Consider the following 16901-nt stretch of genomic DNA (forward strand, 5'->3'; position numbering starts at 1 on the left):
GCGGTGGTGGTCAACGAGTCACAGCACCGGGGACATGCATGTGTACCGAAGACTCAAAAGGATCGTCATGTGTGCGATTGGATGTGGCAGTCTGCGCCCCTCTTTGTTCGAACGCCGCTCGCAAAATCCGATGCTGCTCTCGCGCCTGTCGTCTCGCAACGCGCAGCCGATCATTGATGCGCTGCCCGGCTTCGTTTAGCGCATACGTCATTCGATGACCGAGGGGAATGCAGGCAAGTCCCAACAAGATTCCCCCGCCCGCGCCGAGAAAGAGTCCGACGGGCGGTGGCTGGTCTGCCTTGGAGTCAATTGTCGTGACCAGCGCGACAAACATGGTTGCGCAACCTGCCAGGAGGAACGTGAACCCGGTCACGAACATGCGCTGCCCCAACCGCGCTCGATCACAGCAAAGCACGAGCCGATCTTGCAGGTCGAAGCCTGGAATCTGTGCAGTATCCGCCAATTCCACAAAGCCAGGAATGGACTGCACCAGTGCGCGATTTGCCCGCATTGATTGAGCCAGGCGTCCCAGATCGCCGATTGACAAAAACTGAGTGCAATATCTTTGCAGGTGCGGGTCCAAATGCGTCCACACGTCTGTCAGCGGCCCATGCGCGTGCGTGGCGTGAATTCCGACTGTGACGCCCGCATCTTCAAGTCGCTCATGCGGATCAGCGGCGCTGAGCGGCAATGGTGGCAATTGCTGCGGTGGCTCTGTTTGCTCCGCTACATCCAGCTTCAGCCAATGACCGCCGGCGTGGCGCTGGCTTGAATCAACGTGCGAACCGCTGCCTTGAGTAACGTTCGCGGGCGAGCTCGCTTGCTGTGTTCGATTTGTGCGTGACAACATGGAGAGTACTTTGGGCGTACGCAAAATTGCGTGACGCCGTAAGTGACGCTCCAGCCCAAAGCGTTCCGCCGCAAGCCCTTTGTCTACAACGCCGACGCAGCCAGCTTTGCAAACGCCTGCACCACTTCCGGCGGCGCCTGCACGAGTTCGATCAACACGCCCTCACCGCCGATCGGGCTCTCGTCATTGCCCTTAGGATGCACGAAGCAGATGTCGAAACCCGCTGCGCCTTTGCGGATGCCGCCCGGCGCAAATCGCACGCCATTCGCTGCGAGCCATTCGACAGCCGTGGGCAAGTCGTCGATCCACAGGCCGACGTGGTTGAGCGGCGTCTGGTGCACGGCAGGCTTCTTCTCGGGGTCGATGGGCTGCATCAAATCGACTTCGACCTTGAACGGCCCCACGCCAATGGCGCAGATGTCTTCATCGACGTTCTCACGCTCGCTCTTGAACGTGCCCGTCATTTCAAGGCCGAACATATCGACCCACAGTTTTTGCAGGCGCAGTTTGTCCGGCCCGCCAATGGCAATCTGCTGGATACCCAATACCTTGAACGGCCTTGTCATGTGCTGGCTTTCATGTCGTCAAATGCAATGCGGTGCTGGCGTTGTGCAACGCCCTTGATGTCGCGCAGCGAAAGGTTCACGGTGCGCGCGGGCCAGTCCACCTCGACCATGCCGTAGTGCACCTCGGTGAAGAGTTCGCTGATGCGGTTCGGCCCTGCTTCCTTCGCTTCTTTCCAGGGATGCGTGAGGCCGCTAGCCGTCACTTCAACGAGCGGATACGGCACGCCTTGCGTCTGGCGGTAGATCGCGCCGAAATGCCGGTCACCCGAGAGCAGCACCACGCCGCTGGCGCGCGTCTTCGCAATCAGGTCATACAGGCGCTGGCGCTCCAGCGGAAGGTTGCCCCAGCGCTCCCAGCCATGGCCTTCAACAATGACCTGTATGCCAGAGACGACGAGGCGCACATCGGCCTGCTCGCGCAACTGCGCTTCCAGCCAGGACCATTGCTCGGCGCCCAGCATCGTCTTGGCAGGATCGGCGTCGGGCACATAGCGCTCTTTGCCCGGTGCACCACGCTGGTCTGTCACTGTCCATGACGAGCGGCTCCAGCGTGTGTCGAGAATGATCACCTGCACGCGCCGACCTGCCTCGCCAAACACACGTGCGTCGTAAATGCCGCCTCGCGTGCGCCGCGCGTCGTTGGCGGGCGCCTTGAAGAATTCGAGGAATGCGGCCTTTGATTCGTTCTTGAACTTGAACTCCGCGCCGCCGTCGTTCGCGCCGTAATCGTTGTCGTCCCACAGTGCCACGTGCGGCACCGCACGGCGAAACCGCGCGAAGTGCGGCTCGGCGGCTTCGAGCGCGTAGGCGCGCTGCAGTTCTTCAAGCGACCATTGTGGCGGCGAGTAGTAAATGTTGTCGCCGCCGAAGATGTGCAGGTCAGGCTTGTCGGCGGCGATCGTGTCCCAGATGGGTTGTGCAAGCGTCTGGTGTGCGCACGATGCGAACGAGATGCGGCTGGCCGATGCTGGCAAGGGCGGCGGCGCGTCGGGCGGCGAAGGCGGTTGCAAGGTCGGCGCAGCACAACCGCCCAGGCTCAGCGCCGCCAGACCGAGTAACTCACGTCGCTGCATGGCTTGCCGCTTTCAAAAAAAGAGTCAAACGAATTCGACGATGGGCTGGTCCACCGAGAGGCTCTCGCCCTTCGCGGCTAACACCTTGCCCACCACGCCATCGGCCGCGGCGAACAAAACGTTCTCCATTTTCATCGCCTCGATCACGGCGACGCGCTCGCCCGCCTGCACTTTCTGGCCCGGCTGCACGGACACATCGACAAGCAGGCCCGGCATGGGCGACAGCACAAAGCGGCTCATGTCCGGCGGTGCCTTGAAAGGCATCAGCGCGTGCAGTTCGGCAGCTCGTGGCGTGAGCACCATGGCATCGATGCGCGTGCCGTTGTGCGAGATGCCAATCGACAGCGGATTGCGCAGCGAACCGCGCTCGACTTGCGCCGTGAAGGCATTGCCATTCACGGCGCCGCGAATGCGCGCGCCGCCTAGGTGCCAGCTGCTGCATATCTCGTACTTCTTGCCGTTCGTCTCCACCACGCTGGAGCCCGACTGCGCCTGGAAGTCGCGCACTGTTGCCGCATGGCGCTGGTGATTGCCCTGCGCGTCGAGCTGCACGACAACGAACTCTTCGCCCACCTTGAATTCATGCCCGCGCAGCTGGCCGGTGATGCCGGTTGCGCGCTGCAGATTGCGGCGGTTCACATACGCGGCCAGCGCGATGAGGAAGTTGGGGTCATCGTGCGGCACGTCCTGCGCGTGGAAGCCGTGCGCGTAGTTCTGCGCGATGAAGCCGGTGTTGAAGTCACCCGCGACGAATTTCGGATGCGCGAGCAGTGCGGCCTGGAACGGGATGTTGCTGGAGATGCCGCGGATGACGAAGCCGTTCAGCGCCTCGCGCATCATCGCGATCGCCTCATTGCGGTCGCGGCCATGCACGATGAGCTTGGCGATCATCGAGTCGTAGAACATCGGGATCTCGCCGCCATCGATGACGCCGGTGTCGACTCGCACGCCGTCAACTGTGCCCTCCTTGCCGGCGAAAAGCGTCTGCTTGGGCGGCTGGAAACGCACCAGCCTCCCCGTACTCGGCAGGAAATTCCTGAACGGATCCTCCGCATTAATCCGGCACTCAATCGCCCACCCGTCGCGCTTCACGTCCGCCTGCGTCAGCGGCAGCTCCTCCCCCGCCGCCACACGAATCATCAGCTCCACCAGGTCCAGCCCGGTGATGCATTCCGTCACCGGATGCTCCACCTGCAGCCGCGTGTTCATCTCCAGGAAGTAAAAGCTCTGGTCTTTGCCAACCACGAACTCCACCGTGCCCGCACTCTGATACTTCACCGCCTTCGCCAGCGCCACCGCCTGCTCGCCCATCGCCTTGCGCGTCGCGTCGCTGATGAAGGGCGACGGCGCTTCTTCGATCACCTTCTGGTGACGGCGCTGGATGGAGCATTCACGCTCGTTGAGGTAAATCACATTGCCGTGCGAATCGCCCAGCACCTGGATTTCGATGTGGCGCGGCTCTTCGACAAACTTCTCGATGAACACGCGGTCATCACCAAAGCTGTTGCGTGCCTCGTTCTGGCAGGCGGTGAAACCTTCGAACGCTTCCTTGTCGTTGAACGCCACGCGCAGGCCTTTGCCACCGCCGCCGGCCGACGCCTTGATCATCACGGGGTAGCCGATGTCAGCGGCGATCTTCACCGCTTGCTCGGGCGTGTCGATCGCGGCGTTCCAGCCGGGGATGGTGTTGACCTTGGCTTCATTCGCGAGCTTCTTCGAGGCGATCTTGTCGCCCATGGCCGCGATCGAATAGTGCTTGGGGCCGATGAAGGTAATGCCCTCTTCCTCGACCTGCTTGGCAAACGCCTCGTTCTCCGACAGGAAGCCGTAGCCGGGGTGCACGGCTTGCGCGCCCGTCTGCTTGCAAGCCGCGATGATCTTGTCGGCGCGCAAATAGCTTTCGCGGCTGGCCGCCGGGCCGATGTTCACGGCTTCGTCAGCGAGCTCGACGTGGCGTGCGTCCTTGTCGGCATCAGAGTAAACAGCCACCGTCTTGATGCCCATCTTGCGGGCCGAGACGATGACGCGGCAGGCGATTTCGCCGCGGTTGGCAATGAGGATTTTTTCAAACATGGGGGTGCGCCTCAAAGGGGAATGTTGCCGTGCTTGCGCCACGGGTTTTCAAGCTTCTTTTCTCGCAGCATGACCAGCGAGCGGCAGATGCGCTTGCGGGTTTCGTGCGGAAGAATCACGTCGTCGATAAAGCCGCGTGCGCCTGCTATGAACGGGTTCGCGAATCGTGCTTTGTATTCCGCCTCGCGCGCTGCCAGCTTGGCCGGGTCACCCTTGTCTTCGCGGAAGATGATTTCCACCGCGCCCTTGGCGCCCATCACCGCGATCTCAGCTTGCGGCCACGCAAAATTCACGTCACCGCGCAGGTGCTTGGAGCTCATCACGTCGTAAGCGCCGCCATAGGCTTTGCGCGTGATCACGGTGATCTTCGGCACTGTGCATTCGGCGTAGGCGTAGAGTAGCTTCGCGCCGTGCTTGATGATGCCGCCGTATTCCTGGCTCGTGCCGGGCATGAAGCCGGGCACATCGACAAACGTCACGACAGGAATATTGAACGCATCGCAGAACCGTACAAAGCGTGCAGCCTTGATCGAGCTCTTGATGTCGAGGCAACCTGCCAGCACCAGTGGCTGGTTCGCGACGATGCCGACCGTCTGCCCTTCCATGCGGCCGAAGCCGATGAGGATGTTCTTCGCATATTCGGGTTGCAGCTCGAAGAAGTCGCCATCGTCCACACACTTGGTGATGAGCTCCTTCATGTCGTAGGGCTTGTTCGGGTTGTCGGGTACGAGCGTGTCGAGCGACATGTCCATGCGGTCTGCCGGATCGTTGCTCGGGCGCACGGGCGCCTTCTCGCGGTTGTTGAGCGGCAGGTAGTTGTACAGGCGGCGCAGCATCATCAAGGCTTCGACATCGTTCTCGAAAGCAAGATCGGCAACACCGCTGCGTGTGGTGTGGGTGATGGCACCGCCCAGCTCTTCGGCAGTTACTTCTTCATGCGTCACGGTCTTCACCACATCCGGGCCGGTGACGAACATGTACGAGCTGTCTTTCACCATGAAGATGAAGTCCGTCATTGCGGGCGAATAGACGGCGCCACCCGCGCACGGCCCCATCACCATGCTGATCTGCGGCACAACGCCCGAGGCGAGCACGTTCTTCTGGAACACATCGGCATAACCGCCCAGCGACGCAACGCCTTCCTGGATGCGTGCTCCGCCTGAATCGTTCAGGCCGATCACCGGCGCGCCGATCTTCATGGCCTGGTCCATCACCTTGCAGATTTTCTCGGCATGCGCTTCGGAGAGCGCACCGCCAAACACCGTGAAGTCCTGGCTGAAGACGAACACGAGGCGGCCATTGATCATTCCGTAACCGGTGACCACGCCATCGCCCGGGATCTTGTTGGCTTCCATGCCGAAGTCGCTGCAGCGGTGCTCGACAAACATGTCCCACTCTTCGAACGTGCCTTCGTCGAGCAGCAGCTCCAGCCGCTCGCGCGCCGTGAGCTTGCCCTTTTTGTGCTGCGCGTCGATGCGCTTGGGGCCACCGCCCTGCCGCGCGGCTTCGCGCTTTTTCTCGAGTTGTTCAATGATGTCGTGCATGGTTTTCTCCGTGTCGCTCTATACGATGTTCGGTACGTTGTTCGTTGCGTTGTTCAGTGTGTTGCCTTGTGCGTCAAGCAGGCGGCGCGCGGCGGTGGATGCGGCGATGCGCCCCTGTTCCACGTCTTTCACCAGGCCCGGCAGCAGCGCCTTGACCTGCGCGTCTTCGCGGAAGGCCTGCTTGAGGCCCGTCTCGATGCGCTCCCACATCCACGCCAGCGCCTGGTGCTGGCGACGCGCGGCCAGCTCGCCTGCGGCTTGCTGCGAGTTCCTGAAGGCCAGCACCTCATCCCAAAAGCGCTGCACGCCGTCGCCTTGCAAGGCGCTCAACTGAATCACTTTCGGCGCCCACACCAGCGCGCGCCCCTGCTGCGAAAAGATGCGCAGCGCACTCGTGATCTGCGCGCGCGCTCGCGTGGCCGCGTCTTCATCGATGTCGGCCTTGTTGATCACCACCAGGTCGGCCAGCTCCATCACGCCCTTCTTGATGGCCTGCAAGTCGTCGCCAGCATTGGGCAGCTGCATCAGCACGAACATGTCAGTCATGCCGGCAACAGCCGTCTCGCTCTGGCCCACGCCGACGGTTTCCACGATCACGATGTCGTAACCGGCGGCTTCGCAGATCAGCATCGTCTCGCGGGTTTTCTCGGCCACGCCGCCTAGCGTGCCGCTGGAAGGTGACGGCCGGATGAACGCGCGCTCGTTGACCGAGAGCTTCTCCATCCGCGTCTTGTCGCCCAGGATCGAGCCGCCTGACACACTGCTCGACGGGTCCACTGCCAGCACGGCCACGCGATGGCCCAGGCCAATGAGATGCAGGCCCAGCGTTTCAATGAACGTGCTCTTGCCTACGCCCGGCACACCGCTGATGCCAATGCGCAGTGACTTGCCGCTGTGCGGCAGCAGTGCCGTGAGCAATTCATCGGCCTGCGCACGATGGTCGGGCAGCGTCGATTCAAGCAAAGTGATGGCCTTGGCCAGCGCGCGGCGCTGCACTGCGCCTTCACCGCGTAGCAAAGCTTCGACCATTGATGGCAACATCAGGCAACGACCTCGAACCCCGAGCCATCCGGCAGTCGGTATCGCATGAAGTCGCGCCGGTCTTCAGTCAAAACGAGTTGCGTCTTCAACTTCACAGCCAGCCATACCAGCGAAGCATCGGCCAAATCCATCAGCGACTTGCCGCGCTCGGTGTATCGCTTCATCCAAGCGATGAGTTCACCGAGTTCGCCCACCTCCATCGTCTTGACTGCTGCGCCGCCGCGATGCAGCCAGTGCAACAGGGCCAGGTGATTGCGCGGCGACAACAGGTAACTCGCCTCCGTCACGCATGGCCACGTCGTCACGAGACGCATCGTGCTGCCATGGCGGACCAGCTTGTCGGCATACCGACTGTGGCTTTCCTCGGCATCGTCGAAGAGCGCCACCATCACGCTGGCGTCGAGGAGAACTGTCACCATGTGCCAGCCTTCATCACTTCGCCCGACCCTTGCCGGCCACAACGGCGCGCACAAGAGCCTTGACGTTGGCGGCCTTGTTCGTCTTTACCTTGGCGCGCGCCGGATTGGGAAGTTTGTATTCAGTGCGTGCCTCTTGCAGGAGCGCGAACGGACTCGGCGACTCCAGGCGCTGCAGGAGCAAGTCCTGAACGAATCGCGAACGAGTCGTGCCCAGCCGCTCAACCTCGCGGTCGAGCCTGTCTTCGAGTTCAGCATCAAGGCGTATGGATAAAGTGGACATAGTGCGTAATTGCAAGACCGTCATACTGTCATACAGTATACGGTTTCACGCAAGCGCCTTGCGAATCTGCTCCAGCACATCCTTTGCGCTCGCCGGTATCGGCGTGCCCGGCCCGTAAATGCCCTTGACGCCCGCCTCGTACAAAAAGTCGTAGTCCTGCTGCGGGATCACACCACCGACGAACACGATGATGTCGTCAGCGCCCTGCTTCTTCAGCTCGGCGATGATCGCGGGCACCAGCGTCTTGTGGCCTGCCGCGAGTGTGGAGACGCCGACTGCATGCACATCGTTTTCGATGGCCTGGCGTGCGCATTCTTCAGGCGTCTGGAACAGCGGGCCGATGTCCACATCAAAGCCGAGATCGGCGAACGCCGTGGCGACGACTTTCGCGCCACGGTCATGCCCGTCTTGCCCGAGCTTGGCGATCATCACGCGCGGCCTGCGACCTTGCTCCTGCGCGAACGCGGCGATTTCAGTCTTGAGTTTCTCCCAGCCTTCGGCCGAGTCATAAGCGGCTGCATACACACCGGTCACCTTTTGCGTGTCGGCGCGGTGGCGCCCATAAACCTTTTCAAGCGCATCGGAAATCTCGCCCACCGTCGCGCGAAGGCGCACGGCCTGCACCGTCAGGTCGAGCAGGTTGCCGGTGTTGTCATGCGCGGCTTGCGTCAGCGCATCGAGCGCCGCCTGCACGGCTCGCGAATCACGCGCCGCGCGAATCTTCGCGAGCCGCGCAACTTGCTGCTCACGCACCTTGTCGTTGTCGATATCGCGGATCTCCATCGGGTCCGCCTTGTCGAGCTTGTACTTGTTCACGCCAACGATCACGTCTTGCCCCGAGTCGATGCGCGCCTGCTTTTCCGCCGCAGCCGCCTCGATCTTCAGCTTGGCCCAGCCTGAATCCACAGCGCGCGTCATGCCGCCCATTGCCTCGACTTCTTCAATGATGGCCCACGCCGCATCAGCCATGTCTTGCGTGAGCTTTTCCATCATGTAGCTGCCGGCCCACGGGTCGATCACGTTCGTGATGTGGGTTTCTTCCTGCAAGATGAGCTGCGTGTTGCGCGCGATGCGTGCAGAGAACTCGGTCGGCAGTGCAATCGCTTCGTCGAATGAATTGGTGTGCAGCGACTGCGTGCCACCGAACACGGCGGCCATTGCTTCGATCGTGGTGCGCACGATGTTGTTGTACGGGTCTTGCTCGGTGAGCGACCAGCCCGACGTCTGGCAGTGCGTGCGCAGCATCAGGCTCTTCGGGCTTTTGGCGTTGAAGTCTTTCATGATGCGCCACCACAAAAGGCGCGCCGCACGCATCTTGGCCACTTCCAGATAGAAGTTCATGCCAATGGCCCAGAAGAAGCTCAGCCGGCCTGCAAACTCGTCCACATCCAGGCCCTTGCCCAGCGCTGTCTTCACGTATTCCTTGCCGTCGGCCAGCGTGAAGGCCAACTCCAGCGCCTGGTTCGCGCCCGCCTCCTGCATGTGATAGCCGCTGATCGAGATCGAGTTGAACTTCGGCATGTTCTTCGCCGTGTACTCGATGATGTCGCCGATGATGCGCATGCTCGGCTTGGGCGGGTAGATGTACGTGTTGCGAACCATGAACTCCTTGAGGATGTCGTTCTGTATCGTCCCCGAGAGTTTGTCCCTCGATACACCCTGCTCTTCTGCCGCCACGATGTAGCCCGCGAGCACCGGCAACACCGCACCATTCATCGTCATGGACACGCTCACCTTGTCGAGCGGAATGCCGTCGAACAGGATCTTCATGTCTTCGACCGAATCGATCGCAACGCCGGCCTTGCCCACATCGCCCGTCACGCGCGGATGGTCGCTGTCGTAGCCGCGATGGGTGGCCAGGTCGAATGCGACTGACACGCCCTGCCCGCCGCCTGCGAGGCCCTTGCGATAGAACGCGTTCGACTCTTCTGCAGTGGAAAAGCCCGCGTATTGCCGGATGGTCCACGGGCGCGATGCATACATCGTGGCCTGCGGGCCGCGCAAGTACGGCTCGAAGCCTGGCAGCGTGTTGGTGAATGCGAGGCCCTCTACGTCGCTCGCCGTGTACAGCGGCTTGACGGCGATGCCATCGGGCGTGTTCCAGTTCAGCTTGTCCACAGCGCCATCGGGGGCCGACTTGGCAGCGGCACGCGCCCATTGGTCGGTGCTGGTGGGTGCGGGCTCGGGCCAGTTGCTGGCCGGGCTGGAAGACTTGCTCTCGGGCGTGCTCATAGGGCTCTTTCGGCGACTCGCGCAATGCGTTCCCGGCAGTGTGCGCCGGGTTTCAGGATGGCTGGCGGGAGTTTACATCATTCATAATTATTGATGCAAAATGCGTTTTTGCCTAGAATGCACGTACATATGGCTTCTGCTGTTTCGCTCAAACCCCGCGCACTCTATGAAGAGGTGGCGGAGCTTTTGCGCCAGCGCATCTTCAACCGCGAGCTCGAGCCCGGCACGTGGATCGACGAGCTCAAGCTCGCAGAGGAATACGGCATCAGCCGCACGCCCCTGCGCGAGGCGATCAAGGTGCTGGCCACTGAGGGCCTGGTCACGATGAAGATGCGCCGCGGCGCGTATGTGACCGAGGTGTCAGACACCGACTTGCGCGATGTGTATCACCTGCTCTCGCTGCTCGAGAGCGATGCGGCAGGCGTGGTCGCGCAAAAGGCGACGGACGCGCAGATCAAGGAACTGCAGGCGATCCACAAAGAGCTTGAAGCTGCCGTCACCCAGCGCGACAAGTTCTTTGCGATCAACGAGCGCTTTCACATGCGCGTGCTCGACATCGCCGGCAACCGCTGGCGCGACCAGATGGTGGCCGACCTGCGCAAGGTGATGAAGCTCAACCGCCACAACTCGCTGCTCAAGGCGGGCCGGGTGAAAGAGTCGATGCTGGAGCACCGCGCGATCATGGAAGCGATTGCGCGGCGCGATGCGAAGGCCGCCGTCAAGCGCGTGCAGGAGCACTTTGCCAACGGGCTGCAGGCGGCTGCTTGAGCGGCGCGGTGGTGCGCGGGCACGCGAGGCGCGTGCCGCAAAGTGAGTCAGGCTTGCTGTGCAGCTGATGTGCCAAAAACCTGAATCAGCTCCTGCCTCCAGCGCGTGATCAGCTGCGCCGCCACCTCGCGCCGCGCAGCAAGATCGCCTGGCGACTCAGGGCCGTGCGCAGCGGGCTGCGGCATGTTGGCGCGGATATACGCATCTGCATGCACACTCAATTGCTCCGCCAATTCACCCACAATCGATTGCCGCTGCGCGGCCAAGTCCCTGAATTCAGCCACGAGCTCGTTCAACTTCCGCTTGTCTGCAGTATAGAAATCGAGTTCCGAATCGTCCTCGTAGAGCTCTGAGTAGTTCAAAGCCTTGCTCAGCCTTTGTACTTCGACTTTCTTTTGACTGATCCTAAGGCCAAGGTCCCTGTCACGGGCCATGGCGGCACTGAATCCGGCGTGCACTTCGCTGTAGGCCGGCAACTCCGTGATCGCCCTGTTCAACTGGCGCGAAGTAGCGGCAAGCGCGGCATGGCTCGGATACTCAACAGCCTTGAAAATTTCACCCCGCAATACCTTCGGCAGATTGCTGAATCGATCTTGGGGGGCTGCGGCCTGCGCGATCGTCGGTGTTGCAACACTGCTTTCTTGCTTCTGCACATGCGTTTGCGTTTGCGCCTGCGGTTCACTTCCCACCAACAGCAGGCCATTGAGCGACTTCACAACGTCTGCCTGCCAACGCCCATAGCCTGCATCGGCGAGCGCGAATTGCAGCTTTACTACAGCGGGGCGGATACGGGTGTCGAGAACGTGGCGAACAATCGCGGCTGTCTCAGCTGAATAGTCAGGCGCCTCAGGGTCCAGAAACATGGCAGTTCTGGTCATCAGGTGTTCGAGCGACTTCAGCTGCTCGCCTCCCATGTCATTGGCCCAACTGTCGATCGCTTCCTGGCACTTCTGCGCGAGGCTTGTGCCTTCAGCGCCTTGCGCATGCGTCTTGGCTGCATCGACGATCTCATCGATCTGGAGCTCGTAGCGCTGCTTGTCCAATGCAGGAGAGGCCGCCGTGTCCGACGGCTCGCTAGTGGGTGTCGGCCCCGATTGCAGTGCGGTTGGGAAAGCTCGGGAAATTGATGACCCGGTGCGATTCATAAGTTGCCTCTATTGCAGTTGGTTCCTGTGTTGGTCACACGGCAAGAGCGCTTGTTCCAGACAGCACGCGAGACCTACGCCTTGGCGGTTCGTCGGCAATGCCGGCGCCAACGCTGCCGCCCGCACAACGTTCTGCAAGTGAGCCGCGCGAAGCTGCACCCCGATTGAATACCTTCGTGCTAAAACAGCGGGTATCGCCAGGGGTTACTCATGCAAGCTACCAAGAGTTCGCTGCCAAAGTGTTCGCCTCCTCAGCCTGACAGACCCACGCCTGCGCAGCACACCGATGCGACGCAGGCGAAGGGCCGGGAACGCTTCGCCGCCGACCAGGGCCTGTGCGCGGCACCGTTTGAACGCGCTATCCAGGCTCCCAGCGAGAACTTGCGCAGACGCAATCGAGACCGCTGGGCTGCGCTCGACTTCGAGGTGAACCGCACGCCAGGTCAGACAGACGACACAAGGGCCGCCGTCGCACATCTGATCAGGCACTGTGCCGACATCCCGTGGAGCGCTTTTGAACAAGGCTTGCAGAGCGCGTTGGCCCACGCGGCCAGAACGGGCAATGTGCAGGTGACACGTGGCATTGCGCGCGCCGTGGTGTCGTCTCAGGCTGAGATGCTGACCGACGAACGCAAGCTGGCAATTGTGAGCGCCCATTCGCTTGCGCAACGCAGCCGCTTGCAACTGGCTGGCGGCCGGGCCAATGCTTCGGCCACACCATCCACGTATCGGTCAGCATACAACCGCAAACGCCCGAACGAACGATCGCTCAGGGCCCCGCAGGTGAAGAAGTTCGTGCCTGCGCTCGGCGCGTTTGTCGAGGAGGAGTTCGAGGAAGACGACGAGACAGACGAATTCGACATGACGGGCCGCCCCGCGCAGCCGCTGCGCCTGCCGTTGCTTCAAACACTCTTCGCCGATCCCCCCGGGCCGGGCAACCTGTCCATGAGTTTGCTGCAAACATACGCCTGCATTTGCGGCCTGTTCAAAGAAGTCGCCTGGGCGCAATTGAACGAGGACACCATCAAGCGCTTCATAGCATCCGAGCACCTGACTGCACTGGGCCAAATGACGTGGGCACAAGTCGCGATGCAAAACGGTCATCCGGTGGCCGTAGGCTATGCGATGGTGGGGATTCTTGAGTTGCCGATCAATGGCGCATTGAAGTCGCGACTCATTGGTGCTTTTGGCGTAAGCCCTGGCGACCTGATTCAAGCACTGCAAACGTCACGGTGGACGGGCACAGTCTTGATAGACAAGCTGGTTCGGACAATTGAGGAGAGGATGCCTGCGCGGCCGTCTGAGGCCGGGCAGCAGCACGCGCAACAAATCCCGACCTAATCGCAGCGCTGCGCGGCGCAATGGGATACCAAGGGTTCCCACTCATTGGCAGGCACTAGTGCTGGAACTAAATAATTAGTTTTCCGCGCAATCCATGCAATTCCCGATGAACTTCAAACGTTAAGGACCATCATGATTCCCGCCAGCATGAGCCCCACCAGCAGCGAAGTACGCGGCCCCTGGTCTAGCGTTAGCCCGAGACAGAGAGCGAAACTGGAAAGGCCAGACCCGCAGGAACACAAGCCCGCCGGTGATGATGAAGCACCCATTGGCCCGGACCGGGCCAGCAGCATGCTTAACCCCGAGCAGCTGCGGCAGCTGTCCCGCACAATGGGCGGCGGCTACGCCGCGATCCCCCGCGCAGGCGGTGCGGCCGAGGCACCGCGCTCAGCGGTTGCGCCCAATGCCACGCCGCGCGACATCTCGATTGAACAAGTCAAAAACCAGATCGACGCCATTGGGCTTGTTTCGAACGAGTCTGGCGAACCTCAGGACAACGCCATTCTGGGGGCATGCGACTCCGTATTGGGCGTGATCGGACGCAGGCCCGCCGAACAAAGGCTGGAGCTGGTCATGCACATGCTGAACCAGCTTAAGCTTTGGGCGACGATCGCTGATGAGGCAAACAGGCCGAGATCGCAACTCCATCGCGATACGCACCGGGCTCGTCAATTTGCGCAGGCTCGGACTCATTTACTCGGCCAATTACGTCAGTCAGACGACCAGCAAATAGTGTTTTTCGCACTCACGCAAGGGGCGGCGGACTTGTGCGAATATGTCCGGGTCGCTCGAATCTAGAACGCGCTGATCCCCGTCTGCGCGCGCCCCAGGATCAACGCATGCACGTCATGCGTGCCCTCATACGTGTTCACCACTTCGAGGTTCACGAGGTGGCGCGCAACGCCGTACTCGTCGCTGATGCCGTTGCCGCCGAGCATGTCGCGGGCCAGGCGCGCAATGTCGAGCGCCTTGCCGCATGAATTGCGCTTCATGATCGAGGTGATCTCGACTGACGCGGTGCCCTCGTCCTTCATGCGGCCCAGGCGCAGGCAGCCTTGCAAGCCGAGCGTGATCTCGGTTTGCATGTCGGCCAGCTTCTTTTGAATGAGCTGGTTCGCTGCGAGCGGCTTGCCGAACTGCTTGCGGTCGAGCACATATTGGCGTGCACGAAACCAGCAGTCTTCCGCCGCACCCAATGCACCCCACGCAATGCCGTAGCGCGCCGAGTTCAGGCAGGTGAACGGGCCTTTGAGTCCACGCACATCAGGGAAGGCGTTTTCTTCCGGGCAGAAAACGTTGTCCATCACGATTTCGCCAGTGATCGACGCGCGCAGGCCGACCTTGCCGTGCACTTCAGGGGCGGACAGGCCCTTGGTGCCCTTGTCGAGCACGAAGCCGCGAATCGCGCCCTCATCATCCTTGGCCCACACCACGAACACATCGGCGATGGGGCTGTTGGTGATCCACATCTTGGCACCGGTCAGCGAATAGCCGCCCGGCACTTTGCGCGCACGCGTGACCATGCTGCCGGGGTCGGAGCCGTGGTCAGGCTCCGTGAGGCCAAAGCAGCCAATCCACTCGCCGCTGGCGAGCTTGGGCAGGTACTTCTGCTTGGTCGCCTCATTGCCGAATTCATGGATGGGCACCATCACGAGGGACGACTGCACGCTCATCATCGAGCGGTAGCCCGAATCAACCCGCTCCACTTCACGCGCGACGAGGCCGTAGCAAACGTAGTTCAGGCCTGCGCCGCCATACGCTTCAGGGATGGTCGCGCCGAGCAGGCCCAGCTCGCCCATCTCGCGAAAGATCGCTGTGTCTGTCGTCTGGTTGCGGAAGGCGTTGAGCACGCGCGGCATCAGCTTGTCTTGCGCGTAGGCGGCTGCGGACTCGCGCACCATGCGCTCTTCGCTGGTGAGTTGCTGATCCAGCAGCAGCGGGTCTTCCCAGTGGAACGATGCTTTCGTGGTGGCCATGCGGCTTATCTCCAATGTCTTGACTCGAATGGTTCGATGCTAATCGGGCAGCACGGCAGTCGCTTCAATCTCGACCTTTGCCCGGTCTTCGATCAGGGCTGTCACCTGCACGGCCGTCATGGCCACGTTGTAGTTGCCGATGATCTCGCGGAAAGCCTGGCCGATCTCGGCGCCCGCCGCGAGGTATTCGCGCTTGTCGGTGACGTACCACGTCATGCGAACCACATTCTCGGGCTTGCCGCCCGCCTCGCGCAGCACATCGGCGACATTGCGCAAGGCTTGCCTCACCTGGCCGGCGAAGTCGTCGGTGTGGAAGACGCCCTTCCCGTCCCAGCCGATCATGCCGGCGATGTAGAGCGTGCGGCCCTGTGCCACAACGCCATTGGCGTAGCCCTTGGGGCGCGGCCAGCCGGCGGGCAGGATTGCTTGGTGGGTCATGTCACATCCTTCAAAAGTTCGCGCGCGATGATGAGTTGCTGCACTTCAGTAGCGCCTTCATAAATGCGCAGCGATCGAATCTCGCGGTAGAGCCGCTCGACCATCTGGCCGCTGACCACGCCCTGCCCGCCGAAAATCTGCACGGCCGCGTCAATCACTTGCTGCGCGCCCTCAGTCGCGGTGAGCTTGGCCATCGCCGCTTCACGCGTGACGTTGCGGCCCTGGTCGCGTTGCCACGCGGCGCGATAGACGAGCAATGCCGAGCTGTCGATGGTGGTCGCCATCTGCGCGAGCTTGGCCTGCGTGAGCTGGAAGTCCGCCAGCCGCTGGTTGAACATCTTGCGGCTGGTGGCGCGCTGCAATGCCTCATCCATCGCGCGGCGGGCGAAGCCCAATGCTGCTGCGGCGACTGACGTGCGAAACACATCGAGCGTGCGCATCGCAACCTTGAAGCCCTCGCCTGCCTCGCCCACGCGCTGCGTGAGCGGCACGCGGCAATCGGTGAAGCGCAGGCGCGCGAGGGGGTGCGGCGCGATCACGTCGATACGCTCGGCAATCTCGAAGCCGGGCGTGTTCGCATCGACGATGAAGGCAGAGATGCCGCGCGCGCCGGGCGCTTCACCCGTGCGGCAGAACACGACGTAGAAGTCGGCGATGCCGCCATTGGAGATCCACGTTTTTTCACCGTTGATCACGGCATGGTCGCCATCGATATGCGCGTTGCATTGCATCGCCGCCACGTCGGAGCCGGCCGCGGGTTCGGACAACGCGAAGGCCGCAATCGCCTCGCCCCTGGCAACCTTTGACAGGTAGCGGTCCTTCTGCGCGGCTGTACCTTGCAGGCTGATGGCGCCAGAGCCCAACCCCTGCATCGCAAATGCGAAATCGGCAAGGCCGCTGTGGCGCGCGAGCGTTTCGCGGATGAGGCAAATGGCGCGTGTATCGATGGCGTCTCCCGCGCCGTACTCACCACCCACAGCGTGCTTGAGCCAACCGGCAGCGCCCAATGACTTCACGAGCGCGCGGCATTCATCGTCCACATTGGGGCCGTGATCGTGGGGGATGTTGGCAGCCGCCCATGCATCAAGGCTGCGCGCGAGCTCGCCGTGCCGCGCTTCGAAGAACGGCCAGTCCAGGTAGTGCTTGTCGCTCATG

The 16901-nt window shown here is 61.9% G+C and carries 16 protein-coding genes; 3 read left to right on the top strand and 13 right to left on the bottom strand.

All coding sequences use genetic code 11. The features are described 5' to 3' along the window. Nucleotides 1–10: 10 nt before the first annotated feature. The 9 genes from GHT07_RS01045 to scpA all read right to left on the bottom strand — a co-directional run bounded on the left by GHT07_RS01045 (nucleotide 11) and on the right by scpA (nucleotide 10078). Complete coding sequence (locus GHT07_RS01045; RefSeq protein ID WP_153583193.1) at nucleotides 11–850, bottom strand: hypothetical protein; 840 nt, start codon at nucleotides 848–850, stop codon at nucleotides 11–13. A gap of 83 nt (nucleotides 851–933) precedes the next feature. After that, nucleotides 934–1416, bottom strand: coding sequence for a VOC family protein (locus tag GHT07_RS01050; protein ID WP_153583194.1), 483 nt, complete (start codon nucleotides 1414–1416; stop codon nucleotides 934–936). Next, nucleotides 1413–2489 (bottom strand): alkaline phosphatase D family protein, encoded by a 1077-nt coding sequence (locus GHT07_RS01055; RefSeq protein ID WP_153583195.1) that lies wholly within the window; start codon nucleotides 2487–2489, stop codon nucleotides 1413–1415. The genes GHT07_RS01050 and GHT07_RS01055 overlap by 4 nt, the downstream gene beginning before the upstream one ends. Nucleotides 2490–2513: 24 nt before the next feature. Then, on the bottom strand, nucleotides 2514–4562 hold the full coding sequence (locus GHT07_RS01060; protein WP_153583196.1) for an acetyl-CoA carboxylase biotin carboxylase subunit: 2049 nt from the start codon (nucleotides 4560–4562) through the stop codon (nucleotides 2514–2516). Nucleotides 4563–4573: 11 nt separating this feature from the next. Further along, nucleotides 4574–6106 carry an acyl-CoA carboxylase subunit beta gene (locus tag GHT07_RS01065; RefSeq protein ID WP_153583197.1) on the bottom strand — a complete coding sequence of 511 codons (1533 nt, stop codon included), beginning with the start codon at nucleotides 6104–6106 and terminating at the stop codon, nucleotides 4574–4576. Between the two features lie 18 nt (nucleotides 6107–6124). After that, the gene (gene meaB / locus GHT07_RS01070; RefSeq protein ID WP_407646581.1) at nucleotides 6125–7135 is read right to left on the bottom strand and encodes a methylmalonyl Co-A mutase-associated GTPase MeaB; all 1011 of its coding nucleotides are present in this window, start codon (nucleotides 7133–7135) and stop codon (nucleotides 6125–6127) included. Between the two features lie 11 nt (nucleotides 7136–7146). Next, nucleotides 7147–7566: a type II toxin-antitoxin system VapC family toxin gene (locus GHT07_RS01075; protein ID WP_153583199.1), complete on the bottom strand. Its 420-nt coding sequence runs from the start codon at nucleotides 7564–7566 to the stop codon at nucleotides 7147–7149. 13 nt (nucleotides 7567–7579) lie between these two features. Further along, nucleotides 7580–7846, bottom strand: coding sequence for a ribbon-helix-helix protein, CopG family (locus GHT07_RS01080; protein ID WP_194792784.1), 267 nt, complete (start codon nucleotides 7844–7846; stop codon nucleotides 7580–7582). A 45-nt stretch (nucleotides 7847–7891) separates the two neighbouring features. Next, nucleotides 7892–10078, bottom strand: a complete 2187-nt coding sequence (gene scpA, locus GHT07_RS01085) for a methylmalonyl-CoA mutase (RefSeq protein ID WP_153583201.1) — start codon at nucleotides 10076–10078, stop codon at nucleotides 7892–7894. Nucleotides 10079–10207: 129 nt separating this feature from the next. Between scpA and GHT07_RS01090 the strand changes: the two genes are divergently transcribed. Next, the gene (locus GHT07_RS01090) at nucleotides 10208–10846 is read left to right on the top strand and encodes a GntR family transcriptional regulator (RefSeq protein ID WP_153583202.1); all 639 of its coding nucleotides are present in this window, start codon (nucleotides 10208–10210) and stop codon (nucleotides 10844–10846) included. A gap of 47 nt (nucleotides 10847–10893) precedes the next feature. Here the strand turns inward: GHT07_RS01090 and GHT07_RS01095 are convergent, their stop codons facing one another. Continuing rightward, nucleotides 10894–11562 carry a hypothetical protein gene (locus tag GHT07_RS01095; RefSeq protein ID WP_153583203.1) on the bottom strand — a complete coding sequence of 223 codons (669 nt, stop codon included), beginning with the start codon at nucleotides 11560–11562 and terminating at the stop codon, nucleotides 10894–10896. 855 nt (nucleotides 11563–12417) lie between these two features. Between GHT07_RS01095 and GHT07_RS01100 the strand changes: the two genes are divergently transcribed. Both GHT07_RS01100 and GHT07_RS01105 read left to right on the top strand, forming a co-directional pair. After that, the gene (locus GHT07_RS01100; protein ID WP_153583204.1) at nucleotides 12418–13332 is read left to right on the top strand and encodes a hypothetical protein; all 915 of its coding nucleotides are present in this window, start codon (nucleotides 12418–12420) and stop codon (nucleotides 13330–13332) included. Between the two features lie 132 nt (nucleotides 13333–13464). After that, complete coding sequence (locus GHT07_RS01105) at nucleotides 13465–14130, top strand: hypothetical protein (protein WP_153583205.1); 666 nt, start codon at nucleotides 13465–13467, stop codon at nucleotides 14128–14130. On the opposite strand, the gene GHT07_RS01110 is transcribed toward GHT07_RS01105, so the two are convergent. Genes GHT07_RS01110 through GHT07_RS01120 form a run of 3 tightly spaced genes read right to left on the bottom strand, consistent with a single transcriptional unit; the run spans nucleotide 14127 to nucleotide 16900 of the window. After that, the gene (locus GHT07_RS01110) at nucleotides 14127–15308 is read right to left on the bottom strand and encodes an acyl-CoA dehydrogenase (protein WP_153583206.1); all 1182 of its coding nucleotides are present in this window, start codon (nucleotides 15306–15308) and stop codon (nucleotides 14127–14129) included. The two genes, GHT07_RS01105 and GHT07_RS01110, sit on opposite strands and share 4 nt — an antisense overlap. A 39-nt stretch (nucleotides 15309–15347) precedes the next feature. After that, nucleotides 15348–15746, bottom strand: a complete 399-nt coding sequence (locus tag GHT07_RS01115) for a RidA family protein (protein ID WP_153583207.1) — start codon at nucleotides 15744–15746, stop codon at nucleotides 15348–15350. Continuing rightward, complete coding sequence (locus GHT07_RS01120; RefSeq protein WP_153583208.1) at nucleotides 15743–16900, bottom strand: acyl-CoA dehydrogenase family protein; 1158 nt, start codon at nucleotides 16898–16900, stop codon at nucleotides 15743–15745. The genes GHT07_RS01115 and GHT07_RS01120 overlap by 4 nt, the downstream gene beginning before the upstream one ends. Between the last annotated feature and the right edge of the window lies 1 nt (nucleotide 16901).

Origin of the sequence: Caenimonas koreensis DSM 17982, assembly GCF_009646335.1 — a bacterium.
Classification (GTDB): domain Bacteria; phylum Pseudomonadota; class Gammaproteobacteria; order Burkholderiales; family Burkholderiaceae_C; genus Ramlibacter; species Ramlibacter koreensis.